The sequence below is a fragment of the Rahnella perminowiae genome (assembly GCF_019049755.1).
Classification (GTDB): domain Bacteria; phylum Pseudomonadota; class Gammaproteobacteria; order Enterobacterales; family Enterobacteriaceae; genus Rahnella; species Rahnella perminowiae.
On the sequence record NZ_JAFMOS010000542.1, the window covers coordinates 1 to 16714 of the forward strand.

Below are 16714 nucleotides of genomic sequence, written 5' to 3' on the forward strand. Positions count from 1 at the left end.
GGTATACCTTTTTAAAGGGATCACGGAGTAGACTTAGGGAGACGTTAAAATAAATAGCGGGCCTTCCGCCGCAGGTTCGACCCAGAGAAATGACAACAGGACATACCAGGGTGTTCGTATGGAATTTATATGAAAATAACCGCCACGATATTATTACTCACGCTATTTTCTATTGGTGCTAATGCAAGGACCTGCACTGAGAATGATGCAGAAGCAGCAGATATTGCAGTGGACAATCTCAATTCATGGGAGGCCATACATAAAAACTACATCGCTTACGCACAATGTGATGATGGCAGTATTGCTGAAGGGAATTCAGAAGCGGTCGCGAGGTTGCTTGTCGATAAATGGCCGGAAACCGTAAAACTGCAATCGTTGATAAGTCACGATTCAGGATTTGAAAAATATATTCTGAGGCATATTGATTCTACACTGGATACGGATGACCTGAATCGGATCATTACGCTGTCATCTGAATCCTGCCCCGCTGAAAGACAGGATTTATGCAGCAAAATTATTGCTCCAAAATGCAGAGAAATAACATTCGTGATAAATCACAGGCGACAGAAATATGATCTGCTGCCTGAATTCGGATGACATAGAGACTAATCAGCTCCTAAACAATGCTTTCCCGACAGAAGTCCACCACTGTTTAATTTCGGTAACTACACTCTCTGGAGTTACTGTTTTATCGCCTTCAGGATAAAAAATTAAATCAGTACCTGAAGGATGCCCGGTAACCCGGCTGAAATTTTCCAGTAAACTGTCCTGATATGACTCGCTGCCATGCACATCGAAAATATCTTTCACCAGCGCAATAAATTCGGCTTCCGAGTATTCTTCAAACTTATCTTTGAGCTGCATGTTTTTCTCTTATCTGAATTCAGTTGAAACCTGAGGGTCATTCGTTATCCAAAACGGCCCGAACCCGCGCTTTAAGTTCATCAGCATCAAATTCATCTTTCTCACGATCATTGTCAGGATTGAATTGATCTGCGAGACAAAAAATGGTCGAACATTTTTCACTGTCCTGATAGTTATCTTTCAGCGAATCACCATTTTCACCCTCAGTTTTCCATAATATCTGATAGGGGTCGGCGAAATCTTCGGCTGAGATCTCGCCATTAATAAATGATCTGGCGAAGGTTAAAAGTTTCTGACTCATTTTTTTGGCTCCCTGAGCTTGAAAACACTAAACTGACTGCTTTCTATTTTCATGAAATACAATAATCAGCGCAGCAAGGTCGTCTTCTTCGGCATAGAGATAAGCCACAGGCACATCCAATACTTTCGCAATTCGCTTCACCGTTTCCAGATCCGGCTGATGTTTACCTTTTTCATATTGATTCATCCGTGCGCTCGACGATGCCTCATCAACACCCGCCAGAACGCCTAACTTGTATTGAGAAAGCCCAGCACGCAAACGCGCTTCCTTGAGTCTCTTGATCAACATGATGCCGGAGCCAACCTTTTACTAAGTTATTCTTAGTTTTCTATTGTGTTATTTTTAAGCGCCACACATGCTAAGGATAACTTAGTATTCACCATTAACAGGGAGTCTTATATGACAGGTTCAAAAGATTGGCACACTGCAGATATCATCCGGCAATCAGAAAGAAAGGGACAACAATGGCAGCTGTTTCGAGGGACGCGGGGTTGAGTTCATCCACCCTTTCCAATTCGCTGGCAAGACCGTGGCCGAAAGGTGAAATGATTATTGCAAAGACGATTGGGGTTGAAGCTAGAGAGATCTGGCCGAGTCGGTATTTTGATGGGAATACAGGAACAAAAATAGACAGAAAGCTGAGGTGCCATCCTACATGAATTTTTGGTAATCAAGGAGTTTAAAGCTGAAATGGTGCCGACTACCGGAATCGAACTGGTGACCTACTGATTACAAGTCAGTTGCTCTACCTACTGAGCTAAGTCGGCATTTTGAAGTGTTACCGGGGAACTACGGGGTGCTAAATTAGTGAAATCTGAGGCTGCCGTCAAGCCCCCTGCTGTGCGTTTGCTGCTTTTCTCATCACCCTGAATGAAATAGGGATTTAGCACCGGCTTCATGACGAAAAATCCACCGGTGCCACGGGTTAAGGACGAACTAAATCGTCGCCGTAACCAATCCATTTGTAAGTCGTCAGGGCTTCTAATCCCATCGGGCCGCGGGCGTGCAGTTTTTGTGTGCTGACCGCCACTTCTGCGCCTAAACCGAACTGGCCGCCGTCGGTGAAACGGGTGCTGGCGTTGACGTAAACCGCAGAGGAATCCACTTCGCGCACGAACCTGTCCGCGCTGCTGATGGAACGGGTGAGGATCGCATCGGAATGTTCGGTGCCGTAGGTGCGGATATGCGCCACGGCGGCATCCAGATCAGCCACCACCGTCACGTTCAGATCCAGTGACAACCATTCATCTGAATAATCTTCTTCGGTCACCGCCAGCACTTTCGCCGGGCCGTTTTGCAGATACGGCATCGCGGATTCGCTGGCGTGCAACGTAACGCCTGCGCGGTGCATGTTGTCGCTCAGTTCCGGCAGAAAACGGGCGGCAATCGCCTGATGCACCAGTACGGTTTCGAGGCTGTTACAGGCGCTCGGACGCTGCACTTTGGCGCTTTCCAGCACGGTCAGCGCTTTGTCGAAATCGACGCTTTCATCCACAAACGTATGACACACGCCGATTCCGCCGGTGATCACCGGAATGGTGGATTGTTCGCGGCACAGTTTGTGCAGCGCCGCACCACCGCGCGGGATCAGCATGTCGACGTATTTATCCAGGCGCAGCAGTTCTGCGACCAGTGCGCGATCCGGGCTTTCAATCGCCTGAACCGCAGCTTTCGGCAATCCGCATTCTTCCAGCGCCATCTGAATGACGTTAACCGTCGCCTGATTGGTGTGGTGCGTTTCTTTACCGCCACGCAGGATCACGGCGTTGCCGGTTTTCAGGCACAGGCTGGCGACGTCGATGGTGACGTTCGGACGCGCTTCGTAAATCACGCCGATCACGCCGAGCGGCACGCGGCGGCGTTCAAGACGCAAACCGCTGTCCTGCTGTGAACCGTCAATCACCTGCCCGACCGGATCGCTCAGGCGGCAGACATCGCGCACGTCGCTGGCAATTGCCGATAAACGCGCAGGCGTCAGCAGCAGGCGGTCTAATAACGCTTCGCTCATGCCGCTTTCGCGGGCGGCGGCCATGTCGAGTTCGTTGGCAAGAATAATGCTCTGGCTGTTGGCCTCGAGCATGTCGGCCATCAGCATCAGCGCACGGTTTTTCTGCGCGGTGCTGAGGGTGGAGAGCTGCCAGGACGCGGCTTTCGCGGCCTTTCCCATCTCGTTAAGCATCTGTAGCTCCTTAACTGACAATCATGTCGTCACGGTGAACGGCAACCGGGCCGTATTCGTAACCGAGAATTTCGCTGATCTGCTGAGAATGATGACCCGCAATCATGCGCATCGCATCGCTGTTATAGCGGCTGACGCCGTGCGCGAGGTCACGCCCGTTCAGGTTGCGGATGCGGATCACTTCGCCACGCGAGAAATCGCCTTTCACTTCGCGGATCCCCTTTGGCAGCAGCGAACTGCCGCGCTCCATCATGGCAGAAACCGCGCCGTCGTCGATGGTGATTTCACCGGCTGGCGGTGCGCCGAAGATCCAGCGCTTACGGTTTTCCAGCGGGGTTTCCATCGCGTGAAAACGTGTGCCGACCGAAATACCGTTAATGACATCGCCAATCACGCCCGGCAGGCTGCCCGCAGCAATAATGGTATCGACGCCCGCACGGCACGCGACATCCGCCGCCTGCAGTTTGGTGGCCATGCCGCCGGTGCCGAGACCGGAAACACTGTCACCCGCCACGCCGCGCAGTTCATCATCAATGGTCATGACTTCGCGGATAAGCTCTGCCTGCGGGTTGGTACGCGGATCGGCAGTAAACAGACCACGCTGATCGGTCAGAAGCAGCAATTTATCAGCACCCGCCAGAATAGCGGCCAGCGCGGAGAGATTGTCGTTATCGCCGACTTTAATTTCAGCGGTGGCCACCGCATCGTTTTCGTTAATGACCGGCACGATATGGTTATCAAGCAGCGCGTGCATCGTGTCGCGGGCGTTCAGGAACCGCTCGCGGTCTTCCATATCGGCACGCGTCAGCAGCATCTGACCAATGTGGATGCCATAAATCGAGAACAATTGCTCCCACAGCTGGATCAAACGGCTTTGCCCGACGGCAGCCAGCAGTTGTTTGGAAGCAATGGTGGCGGGGAGTTCGGGGTAGCCAAGATGTTCGCGCCCGGCGGCAATCGCGCCCGACGTGACAATCACAATCCGGTGCCCTGCCGCATGTTGCTGCGCGCACTGGCGGACAAGCTCAACAATGTGAGCACGGTTGAGGCGGCGTGAGCCGCCAGTGAGCACGCTGGTGCCCAGTTTTACAACCAGTGTCTGACTACCACTCATAATCGTTCCATTAATGTGAAAAAGAAGGGCTTCTTTGTCTTTGTAACCAGTGAGAAGCGTTATGCCAACCGGCATAACGCTATAATAGCAGTATTCATCGTGGGAATGGGTAGTACAGAAAGTCAGGCGGAGAGCTTCACCGGTTCCTCGCTGAAATCATCAGCAGGTTCCAGTCTGAGGGACATCTCTTCAATCATAGCATTCAGGTTTTTGTGGAACCCTTTTAATGTCGTCTCAAGTTTTTCCCGCACTTCAGCATCTTTAATGTTTTGCGCTTTCCAGATGCCGTCTTTATCAAACAATCCGAAGTGATAAACATAGGTAAAACGTTCGGCTTCGGCCTGTAATTCAATCCACCAGCCCCAGAATTCACGCTTCTCCGGCGCGGGCTTAACGTTCACGCAGACAGCTAAACAGTCAAAGAAAAAGCGGTCGTTTTCGCATTTCCCTTCTCTGATGTACGGTCCCAGTGTACCGAAACGTTTCATTAGCCTGCTTTTAGGATGACCGCTTGGTAACGTCATAGTACAACCTCCATAGAAAGACGATCCTTTTTAACAAACCGTTAGGAATTAGCAACTGTTAAGTTAACGCATATGGTTTTGCAGCCAGTTGCAAATCTCATGTAAAGCGCTGTCAAAATGTCCGTAAAGCGGCTCGCTGCGGATAGGCAACAGCTTGCCGTCAGCGGAAGAATCCGCAATCAGCTTAGCTTCGCTCTTAGGACTGAAAATATCGTTCTCCCAGTATGCAGCCAGCATGGGCGTCGGCGTTCTCCGCCCGAGCAGCCCCTGCGTTTTCAGAGAATAACGATTAAGTTCGGTTTTCAATGCCGAATCAGACGCACTCGACATGCCAATACGACTCGCCAGCACATCCATATACATGTCCGGCACTTGTTCCTGGCATTTCGGGTCGCTCAGCAGTGTATGCGCCAGCGCCCCCAGAGTGGCGACTGCACGCACGCGGCGCGGTTCGAGATACGCCAGCCGCACGGCAACGTTGGCACCAAAACGGTAGCCGAGCAAACTGACGCGGCTGGCATCAACCCATGGCACATCCGAAAGCTGCATCAGCACCTGCTGATGCAGGAAGCTGGTGTCCTGGGTCAGTTTCCACTTCGACGAAAAACCGATCGACGGCATGTCAATGGTCAGCATGGCAATGCCCATCGGCGCAAGATACGAACGGAACAGGCGCTGATGGTCACTCTGCAAGGTATCGAGACCGCCACACACCATCACCGTCGGGAACGGCGCTTTGCCTGCGTCCGGCAGGTGCAGGAAACCGGTGATCGGCGTGCCGCCGGAGATCTTAAATTCCAGCTCTTTCAGTTCATAAGGCGAATGTTCCGAGGATTTTTCAAAGGCTTTATTGGCCAGCGCCTGCGCCTGTTCCGCCAGCGTATCGCCTTTCAGATGCGGATAACTGGCAATACTGTAAAGGTTGGCGGCTTTCAGCCAGTAGTCGCTCGCCACATCCGGGTCTTTTTCTTCGGCGGCTTTTTGCTGCCAGTGCATCGCCTGTTTTGACCATTCGTAGATCCAGTTGCCATTACGGTAACCAATTACAGTATCAAGCAGCAACGGATCACTGTGTTCCGCCTGGGAGACAGCAATGCGCGACAGCACTTCTTCCACTTCCAGCGGATCGACCCCGCGCCACATCCACATCAAACGGTTAATCGTACGGTACCAGCAATGGACCGTGTCGCCTTCCAGTGCAGAGTGCATCGGCGGGTGCGTATTATGGTGATGAACGCGGTGAACCAGCGTCGATGTTTCCGGGTATTTGAACGAAGGTTTAAACAGTTTTTCCGTAAGATTGGCTGGAGCCATGATGCAAGATCCTCCGTTAGCAAGCAGCAGGTCGCCCGCAGGCGATCATTTAGACGGGATTATAACCCGCCCACGTTGCGACAAGTGAGGTATGAGGTCAAGCGGAAAGGATTTCAAGTCAACAAAAGCAAAACGCCCGGCAATGAGCCAGGCGTTTATCAACAGTAAGGGAAAATTACTTACCCACTAACGGAGGCACAAAGACAACCCCCATATCCCACGGCTGTTCGATCCAGGTGTTCTGCGGGATGTCGATCACGTAGTCATCGACCAGCGGAGCACCGGCTGGTTTTGCGAAGATGGTGATGAAATGCGCCTTCGGGTACATTTCGCGGATCGCTTTCGCGGTGCCGCCGGTATCCACCAGATCGTCGATCACGATGAAGCCTTCACCGTCGCCTTCTGCGCGTTTCAGCACCTGCATTTCGCGCTGATTATCATGGTCGTAGCTGGAGATACAGACGGTATCCACATGGCGAATGCACAGCTCGCGAGCCAGCAACGCTGCCGGAACCAGGCCACCACGGCTGACGGCAATAATGCCTTTCCATTGTTCTGCCGGCAGCAGGCGTTTAGCCATGGTGCGGGCGTGGATTTGCAGCATGTCCCAGGTTACAACGTATTTTTCGCTCATAAAGGTGTCCCAGCCAGTGAATTAACGGCTTCTAAAAAAGTAGTGGGGGGAAAAAAGGTTGCGCGAGATTATAGTGAGTCCGGCTCACAAAAACCAGCGATTATCGGGTCCCTGCGCCCCAAAAATCCCGGAATTTCTCCCCGTGCCCGCGCACAGGTTAAGATTAAGTGATATTCTGTCAGGCCACTCGCCACACAGTCTGGCGGGGATTACTTAACCTTAAACCTACAGCATCTCAGTCAGTTCCCCTGCAAACGGAGCCTGAATGAGCTGACTGTTACAGGAGACTTATAGTGTCTGAACTGTCTCAGCTTTCGCCACAACCGTTGTGGGATATTTTTGCCAAAATTTGTTCTATTCCGCACCCTTCTTATCACGAAGAAGCGCTGGCAAAACACATCGTTGAATGGGCACAGGAAAAGGGTATCCACGCTGAGCGTGATGAAGTTGGCAATATTTTGCTGCGCAAACCGGCCACCCCGGGCATGGAAAACCGCAAAGCCGTTGCCCTGCAGGCTCACCTCGATATGGTGCCGCAGAAAAACAACGATACTGTTCATGATTTCACTAAAGATCCGATCCAGCCATTTATTGAAGACGGTTGGGTAAAAGCCCGCGGTACCACGCTGGGTTCTGACAACGGTATCGGTATGGCATCCGCGCTGGCGGTTCTGGCTGATGACAGCGTAGAACACGGCCCGCTGGAAGTGCTGCTGACCATGACCGAAGAAACCGGCATGGCGGGCGCATTCGGCCTGCAACCGAACTGGTTACAGTCTGAAATTCTGATCAACACCGATTCTGAAACCGAAGGCGAAATCTACATGGGGTGCGCCGGCGGGATTGATTTTACCGCCACACTGCCGCTGAGCCGTGAAGCGGTTCCGGCCGGTTTCAGCGTGCTGAAACTGACCCTGAAAGGCCTGAAAGGCGGCCACTCCGGCGCTGAAATTCACTTAGGTCTGGGCAACGCCAGCAAACTGCTGGCACGTTTCCTGGCAGACAACGCGGGGACCCTGGGTCTGCGCCTGCTGGACTTTACCGGCGGCACGCTGCGTAACGCCATCCCGCGTGAAGCCATTGCGACTCTGGCGGTTGCCGCCGATAAAGCGGACGCACTGAAAGCGGCAGCACAGGAATTCCTGGCGACGATTCAGTTTGAACTGTCAGCCGTTGAGAAGAAGATCGTTTTTGTCGCGGAAACGGCTGAAAGCAATGCCAGGGCACTGAGCCAGGACAGTCAGGATAAGTTCCTTGCGCTGCTGAACGCGACGCCTAACGGCGTGATCCGCATGAGTGATGATGTGAAAGGTGTGGTCGAAACATCGCTCAACGTCGGTGTTGTCACGATGAAAGATGACGAAGTGGCGATCAACAGCCTGATCCGTTCGCTTATCGACAGCGGTAAAGAATATGTGGTCAGCATGCTGAGCTCACTGAGTGAACTGGCTGGTGCAAAAAGTCTGGCAAAAGGCAGCTACCCTGGCTGGAAACCTGAGCCAAGCTCGCCGGTGATGACGCTGGTGCGTGAAACTTACCAGTCACTGTTCAGCAAAACCCCGAACATCATGGTGATCCACGCCGGTCTGGAATGCGGTCTGTTCAAAAAACCGTATCCGGACATGGACATGGTTTCCATCGGGCCAACTATCACCGGCCCGCATTCGCCGGATGAACAGGTTGAAATCGCCAGCGTCGGGCTGTACTGGCAACTGCTGACAGCCCTGCTGAAAGCAATTCCTGAAAAGAAATGATATTTTGGCTCCCTCCCCTGCGAAGGGGAGGGCTGGGATGGGCTATTAAAGCAAAATCAATAGATTGAATTATTCTCAGGCATTGATTTTGCTTGCTAAACCCCCTCCCGACCTCCCCCTTCACTGAACTGAACCCCGAATGTTGGACTTTTTAAACCTTCATTCGGAGTTCAGTTCATCACAGGGGGAGGAGCTCAAATCCAAAAGAAGCTGCCGCTCTATCTGCGGATCCTGCAACGTCACGTGTAATCCCACCAGCCTGACGCCCCGTCCGCCACGCCGTTTCTCCCATGCCTCCCGCGCCACTTTCAGTAAATCTTCTTTATTGAGCACCGGCCAGACGTGTTCCTGCGTGGTCTGCTGAAAATCATGGAATTTGAGTTTTACCCCCTGACGGGCGATGCGCAGATCCGGACTGACACGGCTCAGGCGTATGTGCAGTTCCGGATATAAACGTTCGATCAATGCCACGCATTCTTCCCAGCTGTGAATATCTTCTGCCAGCGTGCGTTCCACGCCGACCGATTTGCGCAACCGCTCGGGGGATATTTCACGTTCATCAATACCCTGGCAGCGCTCCCACAGTACCCGGCCAAACTTGCCAAATCGTTTGAGCAGTGTCGCCAGATCATAGCGCTGTACATCGCCGCAGGTGTTCAGCCCCAGCGCCTGCAAACGCTGGGCTGTGACTTTGCCGACGCCGGGGATTTTACCCAGCGGAAGATCCTGTAAAAACGCATCGACTTTATCCGGCGTGATCACAAACTGGCCGTTAGGCTTGTTCAGGTCCGAGGCGATTTTTGCCAGAAATTTTATCGGTGCAATGCCGGCAGAGGCCGTCAGCCTGATTTCATCGAAAATGGCCTGACGGATTTCTGCAGCAATAAGCGTCGCGGAGCCGTTGCATTGCGTTGCGTCGGAAACATCCAGATAAGCTTCGTCAAGTGACAGCGGTTCGATCAATGGGGTATAACGCGCAAAGATTTCACGGATGTGGTTTGAAGCTTCTTTATAAGCCTCCATTCGGCCGGGGATGACTTTCAGGTGCGGGCAAAGTTTCAGTGCCATACCGGTCGGCATCGCACTGTGCACGCCGAATTTGCGCGCAGGATAATTGGCGGTGCTGATGACGCCACGGCGGTCACGGCTGCCGCCAATGGCAATAGGAATGTCGCGCAGGGAAGGATCATCGCGCATCTCGACGGCCGCGAAAAAGCAGTCCATATCAACGTGAATGATTTTACGCATAGCCCTCCCCTGATAACTGTATAAGTATACAGTGGGATGGCGTAATTTCAAACACACAAAATCCGGGTTAATTTGGCTTAATGAATCACCAGAAATGGCATCGTAATAAATTTCCTATTTCGAAAGTCATTATTCATTATTTGGTGATTGCTAAAAATTTAATCAGTATTAATATGGCATCGTTTCAGACAGGCAGTACATAAGAAGAAAATCAGTGGCGGTCTTACAGGCAGTTCAGCTGTAGACAACATAATCAAAATTATTACCGAGCAGGACTTAGAATGATCAGAATCGCGCTGTTTCTTGCGATGCTCCTCAGTTTGCCTTTATTTACAGCAAATTACGCCGTGGCCAGCGATGCTGTCCCGGTCAACGCGACACTTAAAAAACAATTACTGGGCGCACCGGTTTATATTCAGATCTTCAAACAAGAACGTAAACTCGAATTGTATGCCCAGCTCGACGGCGAATTTCGCCTGATTGGCAGTTATGGCATCTGCGATTTTTCCGGCGGTTTGGGAAATAAACGTCGCGAAGGCGATTTTAAAAGTCCGGAAGGTTTCTACAACGTGGATATTCACCACCTGAAGCCTGACAGCCGCTTTTATCGTGCCATCAACATCGGTTTCCCGAATGCTTACGATATCTCGCAGGGTTATTCAGGTAAGTATCTGATGATTCACGGTAACTGTAAGTCTATCGGTTGCTATGCCATGACCGACGGCTATATGGACGAAATCTTTACGTACGTACAGGCGGCATTCCAGTTCGGGCAACGCAGTTTAAAGATTAGCATTTATCCGTTCAGGATGACCGATGCCAACATGAAGGCGCATAAAAACTCCAGCTACTACAGTTTCTGGAACCAGTTGCAGCCAGGATATGCGTACTTTGAAAAACACCATCAGCCACCGAATGTCGTGGTCACTGACGGTAAATATGAAGTGCTGCAACCGTTGTCCAACACCCCGCTGCCTTCACAGCTGGCGTTCGCCCCGATGAAATAATGCGAATTCACCTGGAGCAATTTTGTTCCAGGTTTCGTTCGCCGTCAGCGGTTGCGTGGCAATCACAGTGACGACATCATCCGGTGTCGTCTGCTGCTGAAAATCAATTTCCACATCCTGATCCAACAACGTTGCCTTGCCAAAAGGCGCACGCCGCGTGATCCAGTGTAAATTCGTCGAGCAATACGCCATCACAAAATTGCCATCCGACAGCAACATGTTAAACACCCCTTTCTGCCTTAACTCATCAGCCAGCGACGCAATATAGCGAAACACCGGCGGCCAGCTTGCAGGGCGGCGCGGATAACGTTGAGTGAGTTTGTGCAATAACCAGCAGAACGCGTATTCGCTGTCGGTCTGCCCCACCGGGCGCAGGGTACCGGTATCCAGCTGGCGATAGCCGCGAAGCTGACCGTTGTGTGCGTAAGTCCAGTTGCGTCCCCACAGCTCGCGGGTAAACGGATGGGTGTTTTCCAGTGCCACTTCGCCACGGTTTGCCTGGCGGATATGAGAAATCACCGCGCAGGATTTGATCGGGTATTCCTGAACAAGGCGGGCAATGGGCGAATTAAAGCTTGGCGTCGGATCTTTAAAAGTACGACAGCCATTGCCTTCATAAAAGGTGATGCCCCAGCCGTCTTTATGCGGGCCGGTTCCGCCACCGCGCTGCACTAATCCGCTGAAACTGAAACAAATATCAGTAGGAACGTTAGCGCTCATCCCGAGCAATTCGCACATCACCAGCCCCCCTTTTTATTATTTTAATAATGCGCTGCACTATGGTGTGACAAAGCGGGATCCGGCGAAGAAGCGGAGTTTACACAGAGTAAATGAGCATTCTGAGCCAGATTTCAACGCCGTATTACCAACGTGCGGCGAATTATTTCGCCATTTCTTTTTCGATTAAGAGAATCAGGATATGGATCACTTTAATGTGAATTTCCTGCACGCGGTCAGCGAAACCAAAGTGCGGAACGCGGATTTCCACGTCGGCTGAACCGTCCATTTTCCCGCCGTCTTTACCGGTCAGGGTGATGACTTTCATGCCTTTGGCGCGCGCGGCTTCGATGGCTTTGATCACATTACCGGAATTACCGGAAGTGGAGATACCCAGAAGCACATCGCCCTTCTGACCCACGGCTTCCAGATAACGGGAAAAGATATATTCGTAACCGAAATCGTTACCGACGCATGAGATGTGGCTGACGTCGGAAATCGCAATGGCCGGATAACCCGGACGGTTTTCGCGATAGCGGCCTGTCAGTTCTTCTGCAAAATGCATGGCATCGCAGTGTGAACCCCCGTTACCGCAGGAAATCACTTTCCCACCCGCTTTGAATGAATCCGCCAGCAGCACTGCTGCACGTTGAATAGACTCAATATTTGACGGATCGCTGATGAATTTATTCAGCGTATCAGCAGCTTCGTTCAGTTCAGTACGGATAATATCCAGATACATAGCAGCCTCTTTTATGTCCATTTACAGCCGGTTTCAGCACGGCCGATAGCAATAAAACGTTCCGCTGTGCAGTTTAACGGAAAGCCGAAACAGCGAGAAGCAGTGAAGCGGTAATGATTCCGATAGTTTCTGTTTTTGACGCTTCGTGCGACCGGTTTGTGAGCTGCGTTGTAATTAATATGTAAACACATTGATAAAGAAATGAGCATGAACTACAACCATTGTATCCCTACAACAGGTCAGACCTCCTACGACTCAGGAGCTTTACTATGATGGTTCTTAGCATTGTTGCATTTATCGTGATCCTTGGTGCGTTGTTCTATCACAAGGTCAACCTTGCCCTTAGCAGCCTGATTTTGCTGGCGTTTACAGCGGCCATGGGCGCTATTCATCTGTGGACGCTGTGGTTGTTATTGCCGCTGGCGATCATTCTTCTGCCTTTCAATATTCCTGCCCTGCGTCGCGCCTTATTCTCCGGCCCCGCGCTGCGTACCTTCCGTAAAGTGATGCCTGCTATGTCCCGTACGGAAAAAGAAGCGATTGAAGCGGGCACTACCTGGTGGGAAGGCGACCTGTTTGGTGGCAAACCGGACTGGGAGAAATTACAGAATTACCCTGAGCAGCAACTGACAGAGGAAGAACAGCGTTTTATTGACGGGCCGGTTGAAGAAGCCTGCCGCATGGCTAATGATTTTCAGATCACCCACGAACTGGCTGATTTGCCGCCGGAACTGTGGGCATATCTGAAAGAGCACCGCTTCTTCGCGATGATCATTAAGAAAGAATACGGTGGCCTGGAATTCTCAGCTTACGCACAGGCGCGTGTGCTGCAAAAGCTGGCCGGTGTGTCGGGCATTCTGGCGATCACCGTCGGTGTACCGAACTCCCTCGGGCCGGGCGAACTGCTGCAACATTACGGTACCGAAGAGCAGAAAGATCACTATCTGCCACGTCTGGCCGCCGGTCTGGAAATCCCGTGTTTCGCCCTGACCAGCCCGGAAGCAGGTTCTGATGCCGGAGCCATCCCTGATTTCGGTATCGTGTGTAAAGGTCAGTGGCAGGGGAAAGAAGTGCTCGGCATGCGCCTGACCTGGAACAAGCGTTACATCACGCTGGCACCTATCGCCACCGTACTGGGCCTGGCGTTTAAACTGAAAGATCCCGATCACCTGCTCGGCAGCGAAACTGATTTAGGCATTACCTGTGCACTGATCCCAACCGACACCGCCGGTGTGGAAATTGGTCACCGTCACTTCCCGCTGAATGTGCCCTTCCAGAACGGTCCGACACGTGGCAGCGATATCTTTGTCCCGATCGATTACATCATTGGCGGCCCGAAAATGGCCGGTCAGGGCTGGCGGATGCTGGTGGAATGTCTTTCTGTGGGCCGGGGCATCACGCTGCCCTCTAACTCGACCGGCAGCCTGAAATCTCTGGCGCTGGCGACCGGTGCTTATGCTTATATCCGCCGTCAGTTCAAACTGCCGATCGGTAAAATGGAAGGTATTGAAGAACCGCTGGCACGCATTGCCGGTAATGCTTATGTGATGGATGCCGCCGCGACGCTTATCACTAACGGTATTATGCTGGGTGAAAAACCGGCGGTGCTGTCCGCTATCGTGAAATACCACTGTACACACCGCGGCCAGCGCGCCGTGATGGATGCGATGGATATCACCGGCGGTAAAGGCATTATGCTCGGCACCAGTAACTTCGTGGCCCGCTCTTATCAGGGCGCGCCGATTGCAATTACCGTGGAAGGTGCCAACATTCTGACCCGCAGCATGATCATCTTCGGTCAGGGTGCGATCCGCTGCCATCCTTATGTGCTTCGTGAAATGGCGGCGGCGGAGAAAAATGATCTGGATGATTTCGACCGCGCGCTGTTCGGACATATCGGCCACGTGGGTAGCAACCAAATGCGCAGTTTCTGGCTTGGCCTGACTGACGGTCGTACCAGCGATACGCCGGTCAATGATAAAACTGCCCGTTATTACCAGCACATCAACCGTCTGAGCGCCAATCTGGCCCTGCTGGCTGACGTGTCGATGGGGGTGCTGGGTGGCAGCCTGAAACGTCGCGAACGTATTTCCGCCCGCCTCGGTGATATCCTCAGCCAGATGTATCTGGCCACGGCGACGCTGAAACGCTATGACGAAGAAGGCTGTAACGAAGCGGATTTACCGCTGGTGCACTGGGGCGTGCAGGATTGTCTGCACCAGGCTGAAGTGGCTATCGACGACCTGCTGCGTAACTTCCCGAACCGTTTTGTGGCCGGTGTGATGCGGGTGGTGATTTTCCCGCTGGGCCGTTCGCATTCCGCCCCGTCAGATCGTCTGGATCACGAGCTGGCGCGTATTCTTCAGGTGCCTTCCGCGACCCGCAGCCGCATCGGGCGTGGTCAGTATCTGACGCCAAGCGAGCACAATCCGGTCGGTCTGCTGGAAGAAGCGTTGCAGGATATTCTGGCCGCTGAGCCGGTTCACAAACGTCTGTGCGATGCGATGGGCAAAAAGCTGCCATTCACCCGTCTGGATATTCTGGCGCAAAAAGGTCTGGATGCTGGTCATCTGAGCGCCGACGATGCGCGTATCCTGAGCCGTGCGGAAGAAAGCCGTCTGCGTTCAATCAACGTCGATGAGTTTGAGCCGGACGCCCTGGCTGCGCAAAAACCAGAAGCGGAGAAAGACAGCGTAAAAAAGGCTGAGGCGAACCCCCGCCACACCGAAGCTGCCTGATTTAACGGTTAAGTCATAAAAAAGCCTGAGTGTTTACGCACTCAGGCTTTTATTATTTGTGAAGATACACACGTATTACCCTAAAGAATTCAGGTTGCAGGAAGGCGGCAAGTAAACGCATCCCCAGGAACATAGATAACTATGTGACTGGGGTAAGTGCGCGAAGCCAACGCATCTGCAGCCAGAATTATGACGGGTAATCAGAAGTAGTATTTAAAGCGGACACGCCCCCCATACCTCTGGTCGCTGTCATCATCGCTGCTGTAAGTTTTATCCGCTTCAAGCATGGAGATATACGCACCCAGGTACACGTTAAAGTTTTCCATGTTCATGACGTTCGGGATCAGATAACTGGCGTGAATGGTATGAATGTCATAGCTGCCCGGCTCATCGAACCAGTCATCGTCGTAATCGGATGCACGAACGCCATTAATGTTGAAATCTTCAATTTTGTTATGCGCATAGATATAGCCCAGTTCGAAGCGTTTCCACAACGCATTGGCGCCGACGGTAAAATCTTTCTCATCCGATGCATCCATGTAGGCAGTGCTCAGGTTAGCCACCACGCCATTTTCAGGGTCAGCTTTCTGCCCGTCCCAGGTCATGGTCATGCCGTAACCATTACGTTTGGACTGGTCAACGAAATCGCCTTTATCGTTGGTGTAACCGTAAGCATTATTCACCACATTGGTTTCCATTGCGGCTGCCACCGAGAATGCATCAGCTTTCCAGGCAATAATCGGGCGCAGATACGCAACGTTTTTATCATTTTCAAGCTCATTGCCATGGTAATTTTGCTCGGCAAACAGCGCGGAACCATCTTCCAGTAAGGTATTGAGCTCGAAATACCAGTTGCCGATGTTTTTATTCAACATGATGTTGCCGCCGCTGTCACTGCGCCCGCGCCCTTCTTTCATCATATAGACATAGCCGTAGCCGTCAGCGTACAGATCATTGGCGGTATTACCGGAGTACTCGACAAAAGTATCCTGATTAAGCGGGAACATATCATAAGCTTCGAAACGGCCGATTTTTGCCATCCAGTCTTTTTCTTCGCCGAAGAAGAAGGCGGCATCATCAAGCGTCATTGAACCGTTCAGGTCAGCCGTCGGCTGTACAGAAAATCCAGAGAATTGCCCGTTATCATTACGACGATAACCATCCAGCCCGATTAATAACCGTCCGTTAACATCCCAGCGTTCATGGGTTCCCGGTTTCCAGTTTTTATTATCCTGCGTTCTGACAGAGGTTAATTGACCGCTACGGCTTGCGCCGTCGACATTAAATTCCACATCGCCGTATAGTTTTAAATTATCAAATCCATTAAGTGTTAACAATTTGTCTTTCGATATTCCATCTTGTTTAACTTCTACCGGCGTGGCTTCTTTCACGCTGGCTATTTGCTGCTCACGTTTCACATCCTGCTTCGTCAGTTGCTGGATCTGTTTTTCCGCCGTTTCCGCGCGCGCTTCTGCCTGCTGAAGACGTTGTTCAAGCTGCGCCATACGGGCTTCCAGACTGGCTGATGAACTCGCTGCCAGTGCGGGAGCAGACACAGCCAGCCCGACTAATAAAGCC

The 16714-nt window shown here is 52.0% G+C and carries 16 protein-coding genes, 1 tRNA gene and 1 pseudogene; 5 read left to right on the top strand and 13 right to left on the bottom strand.

What is annotated here, in order from left to right; translation table 11 throughout:
* The first annotated feature begins 129 nt into the window (after positions 1–129).
* Positions 130–597, top strand: a complete 468-nt coding sequence (locus tag J1785_RS26760) for a hypothetical protein (protein WP_238483206.1) — start codon at positions 130–132, stop codon at positions 595–597.
* A gap of 12 nt (positions 598–609) precedes the next feature.
* Here the strand turns inward: J1785_RS26760 and J1785_RS12975 are convergent, their stop codons facing one another.
* From J1785_RS12975 to J1785_RS12985, 3 genes are read right to left on the bottom strand one after another with little or no spacing between them, the layout of a single operon-like run.
* Positions 610–864, bottom strand: coding sequence for a bacteriocin immunity protein (locus tag J1785_RS12975; RefSeq protein WP_217219528.1), 255 nt, complete (start codon positions 862–864; stop codon positions 610–612).
* Between the two features lie 37 nt (positions 865–901).
* Entirely contained in the window at positions 902–1165 is a 264-nt protein-coding gene (locus J1785_RS12980; protein WP_217219529.1) for a colicin immunity domain-containing protein, read from the bottom strand.
* Positions 1166–1192: 27 nt separating this feature from the next.
* Entirely contained in the window at positions 1193–1453 is a 261-nt protein-coding gene (locus tag J1785_RS12985) for a helix-turn-helix domain-containing protein (RefSeq protein WP_129955070.1), read from the bottom strand.
* Between the two features lie 111 nt (positions 1454–1564).
* Here J1785_RS12985 and J1785_RS12990 point away from each other — a divergent pair.
* Positions 1565–1824, top strand: a pseudogene (locus J1785_RS12990) (helix-turn-helix domain-containing protein).
* Between the two features lie 32 nt (positions 1825–1856).
* On the opposite strand, the gene J1785_RS12995 reads toward J1785_RS12990, so the two are convergent.
* The 6 genes from J1785_RS12995 to gpt form a co-directional block, all read right to left on the bottom strand.
* Positions 1857–1932 (bottom strand) — tRNA-Thr (locus J1785_RS12995).
* A gap of 158 nt (positions 1933–2090) precedes the next feature.
* The gene (gene proA, locus J1785_RS13000) at positions 2091–3344 is read right to left on the bottom strand and encodes a glutamate-5-semialdehyde dehydrogenase (protein WP_129955066.1); all 1254 of its coding nucleotides are present in this window, start codon (positions 3342–3344) and stop codon (positions 2091–2093) included.
* A 10-nt stretch (positions 3345–3354) separates the two neighbouring features.
* On the bottom strand, positions 3355–4458 hold the full coding sequence (gene proB, locus J1785_RS13005) for a glutamate 5-kinase (RefSeq protein ID WP_129992269.1): 1104 nt from the start codon (positions 4456–4458) through the stop codon (positions 3355–3357).
* 122 nt (positions 4459–4580) lie between these two features.
* The gene (gene crl, locus J1785_RS13010; protein WP_015696183.1) at positions 4581–4982 is read right to left on the bottom strand and encodes a sigma factor-binding protein Crl; all 402 of its coding nucleotides are present in this window, start codon (positions 4980–4982) and stop codon (positions 4581–4583) included.
* A gap of 63 nt (positions 4983–5045) precedes the next feature.
* Complete coding sequence (frsA, locus tag J1785_RS13015) at positions 5046–6296, bottom strand: esterase FrsA (RefSeq protein ID WP_217219530.1); 1251 nt, start codon at positions 6294–6296, stop codon at positions 5046–5048.
* Between the two features lie 175 nt (positions 6297–6471).
* On the bottom strand, positions 6472–6930 hold the full coding sequence (gpt, locus tag J1785_RS13020) for a xanthine phosphoribosyltransferase (RefSeq protein ID WP_013574288.1): 459 nt from the start codon (positions 6928–6930) through the stop codon (positions 6472–6474).
* Between the two features lie 293 nt (positions 6931–7223).
* On the opposite strand from gpt, the gene pepD reads away from it, so the two are divergent.
* Complete coding sequence (pepD, locus tag J1785_RS13025) at positions 7224–8684, top strand: beta-Ala-His dipeptidase (protein WP_129992267.1); 1461 nt, start codon at positions 7224–7226, stop codon at positions 8682–8684.
* A gap of 159 nt (positions 8685–8843) precedes the next feature.
* On the opposite strand, the gene dinB is transcribed toward pepD, so the two are convergent.
* Positions 8844–9932 (bottom strand): DNA polymerase IV, encoded by a 1089-nt coding sequence (gene dinB / locus J1785_RS13030; RefSeq protein WP_217137895.1) that lies wholly within the window; start codon positions 9930–9932, stop codon positions 8844–8846.
* A 281-nt stretch (positions 9933–10213) separates the two neighbouring features.
* Between dinB and dpaA the strand changes: the two genes are divergently transcribed.
* A complete protein-coding gene (gene dpaA, locus J1785_RS13035; protein ID WP_129955061.1) occupies positions 10214–10939 on the top strand; it encodes a peptidoglycan meso-diaminopimelic acid protein amidase in 726 nt (241 codons plus the stop codon).
* Here dpaA and J1785_RS13040 read toward each other — a convergent pair.
* Both J1785_RS13040 and lpcA read right to left on the bottom strand, forming a co-directional pair.
* Positions 10910–11677, bottom strand: a complete 768-nt coding sequence (locus J1785_RS13040) for a class II glutamine amidotransferase (RefSeq protein WP_015696178.1) — start codon at positions 11675–11677, stop codon at positions 10910–10912. The two genes, dpaA and J1785_RS13040, sit on opposite strands and share 30 nt — an antisense overlap.
* 142 nt (positions 11678–11819) lie before the next feature.
* Positions 11820–12398: a D-sedoheptulose 7-phosphate isomerase gene (lpcA, locus tag J1785_RS13045; protein WP_129955060.1), complete on the bottom strand. Its 579-nt coding sequence runs from the start codon at positions 12396–12398 to the stop codon at positions 11820–11822.
* Positions 12399–12667: 269 nt separating this feature from the next.
* On the opposite strand from lpcA, the gene fadE reads away from it, so the two are divergent.
* Positions 12668–15136 carry an acyl-CoA dehydrogenase FadE gene (fadE, locus tag J1785_RS13050; protein WP_217219531.1) on the top strand — a complete coding sequence of 823 codons (2469 nt, stop codon included), beginning with the start codon at positions 12668–12670 and terminating at the stop codon, positions 15134–15136.
* 200 nt (positions 15137–15336) lie between these two features.
* Here fadE and J1785_RS13055 read toward each other — a convergent pair.
* Positions 15337–16714, bottom strand: a 1378-nt coding sequence (locus J1785_RS13055) for a carbohydrate porin (RefSeq protein WP_238483207.1), incomplete at its 5' end; no start/stop codon positions are given.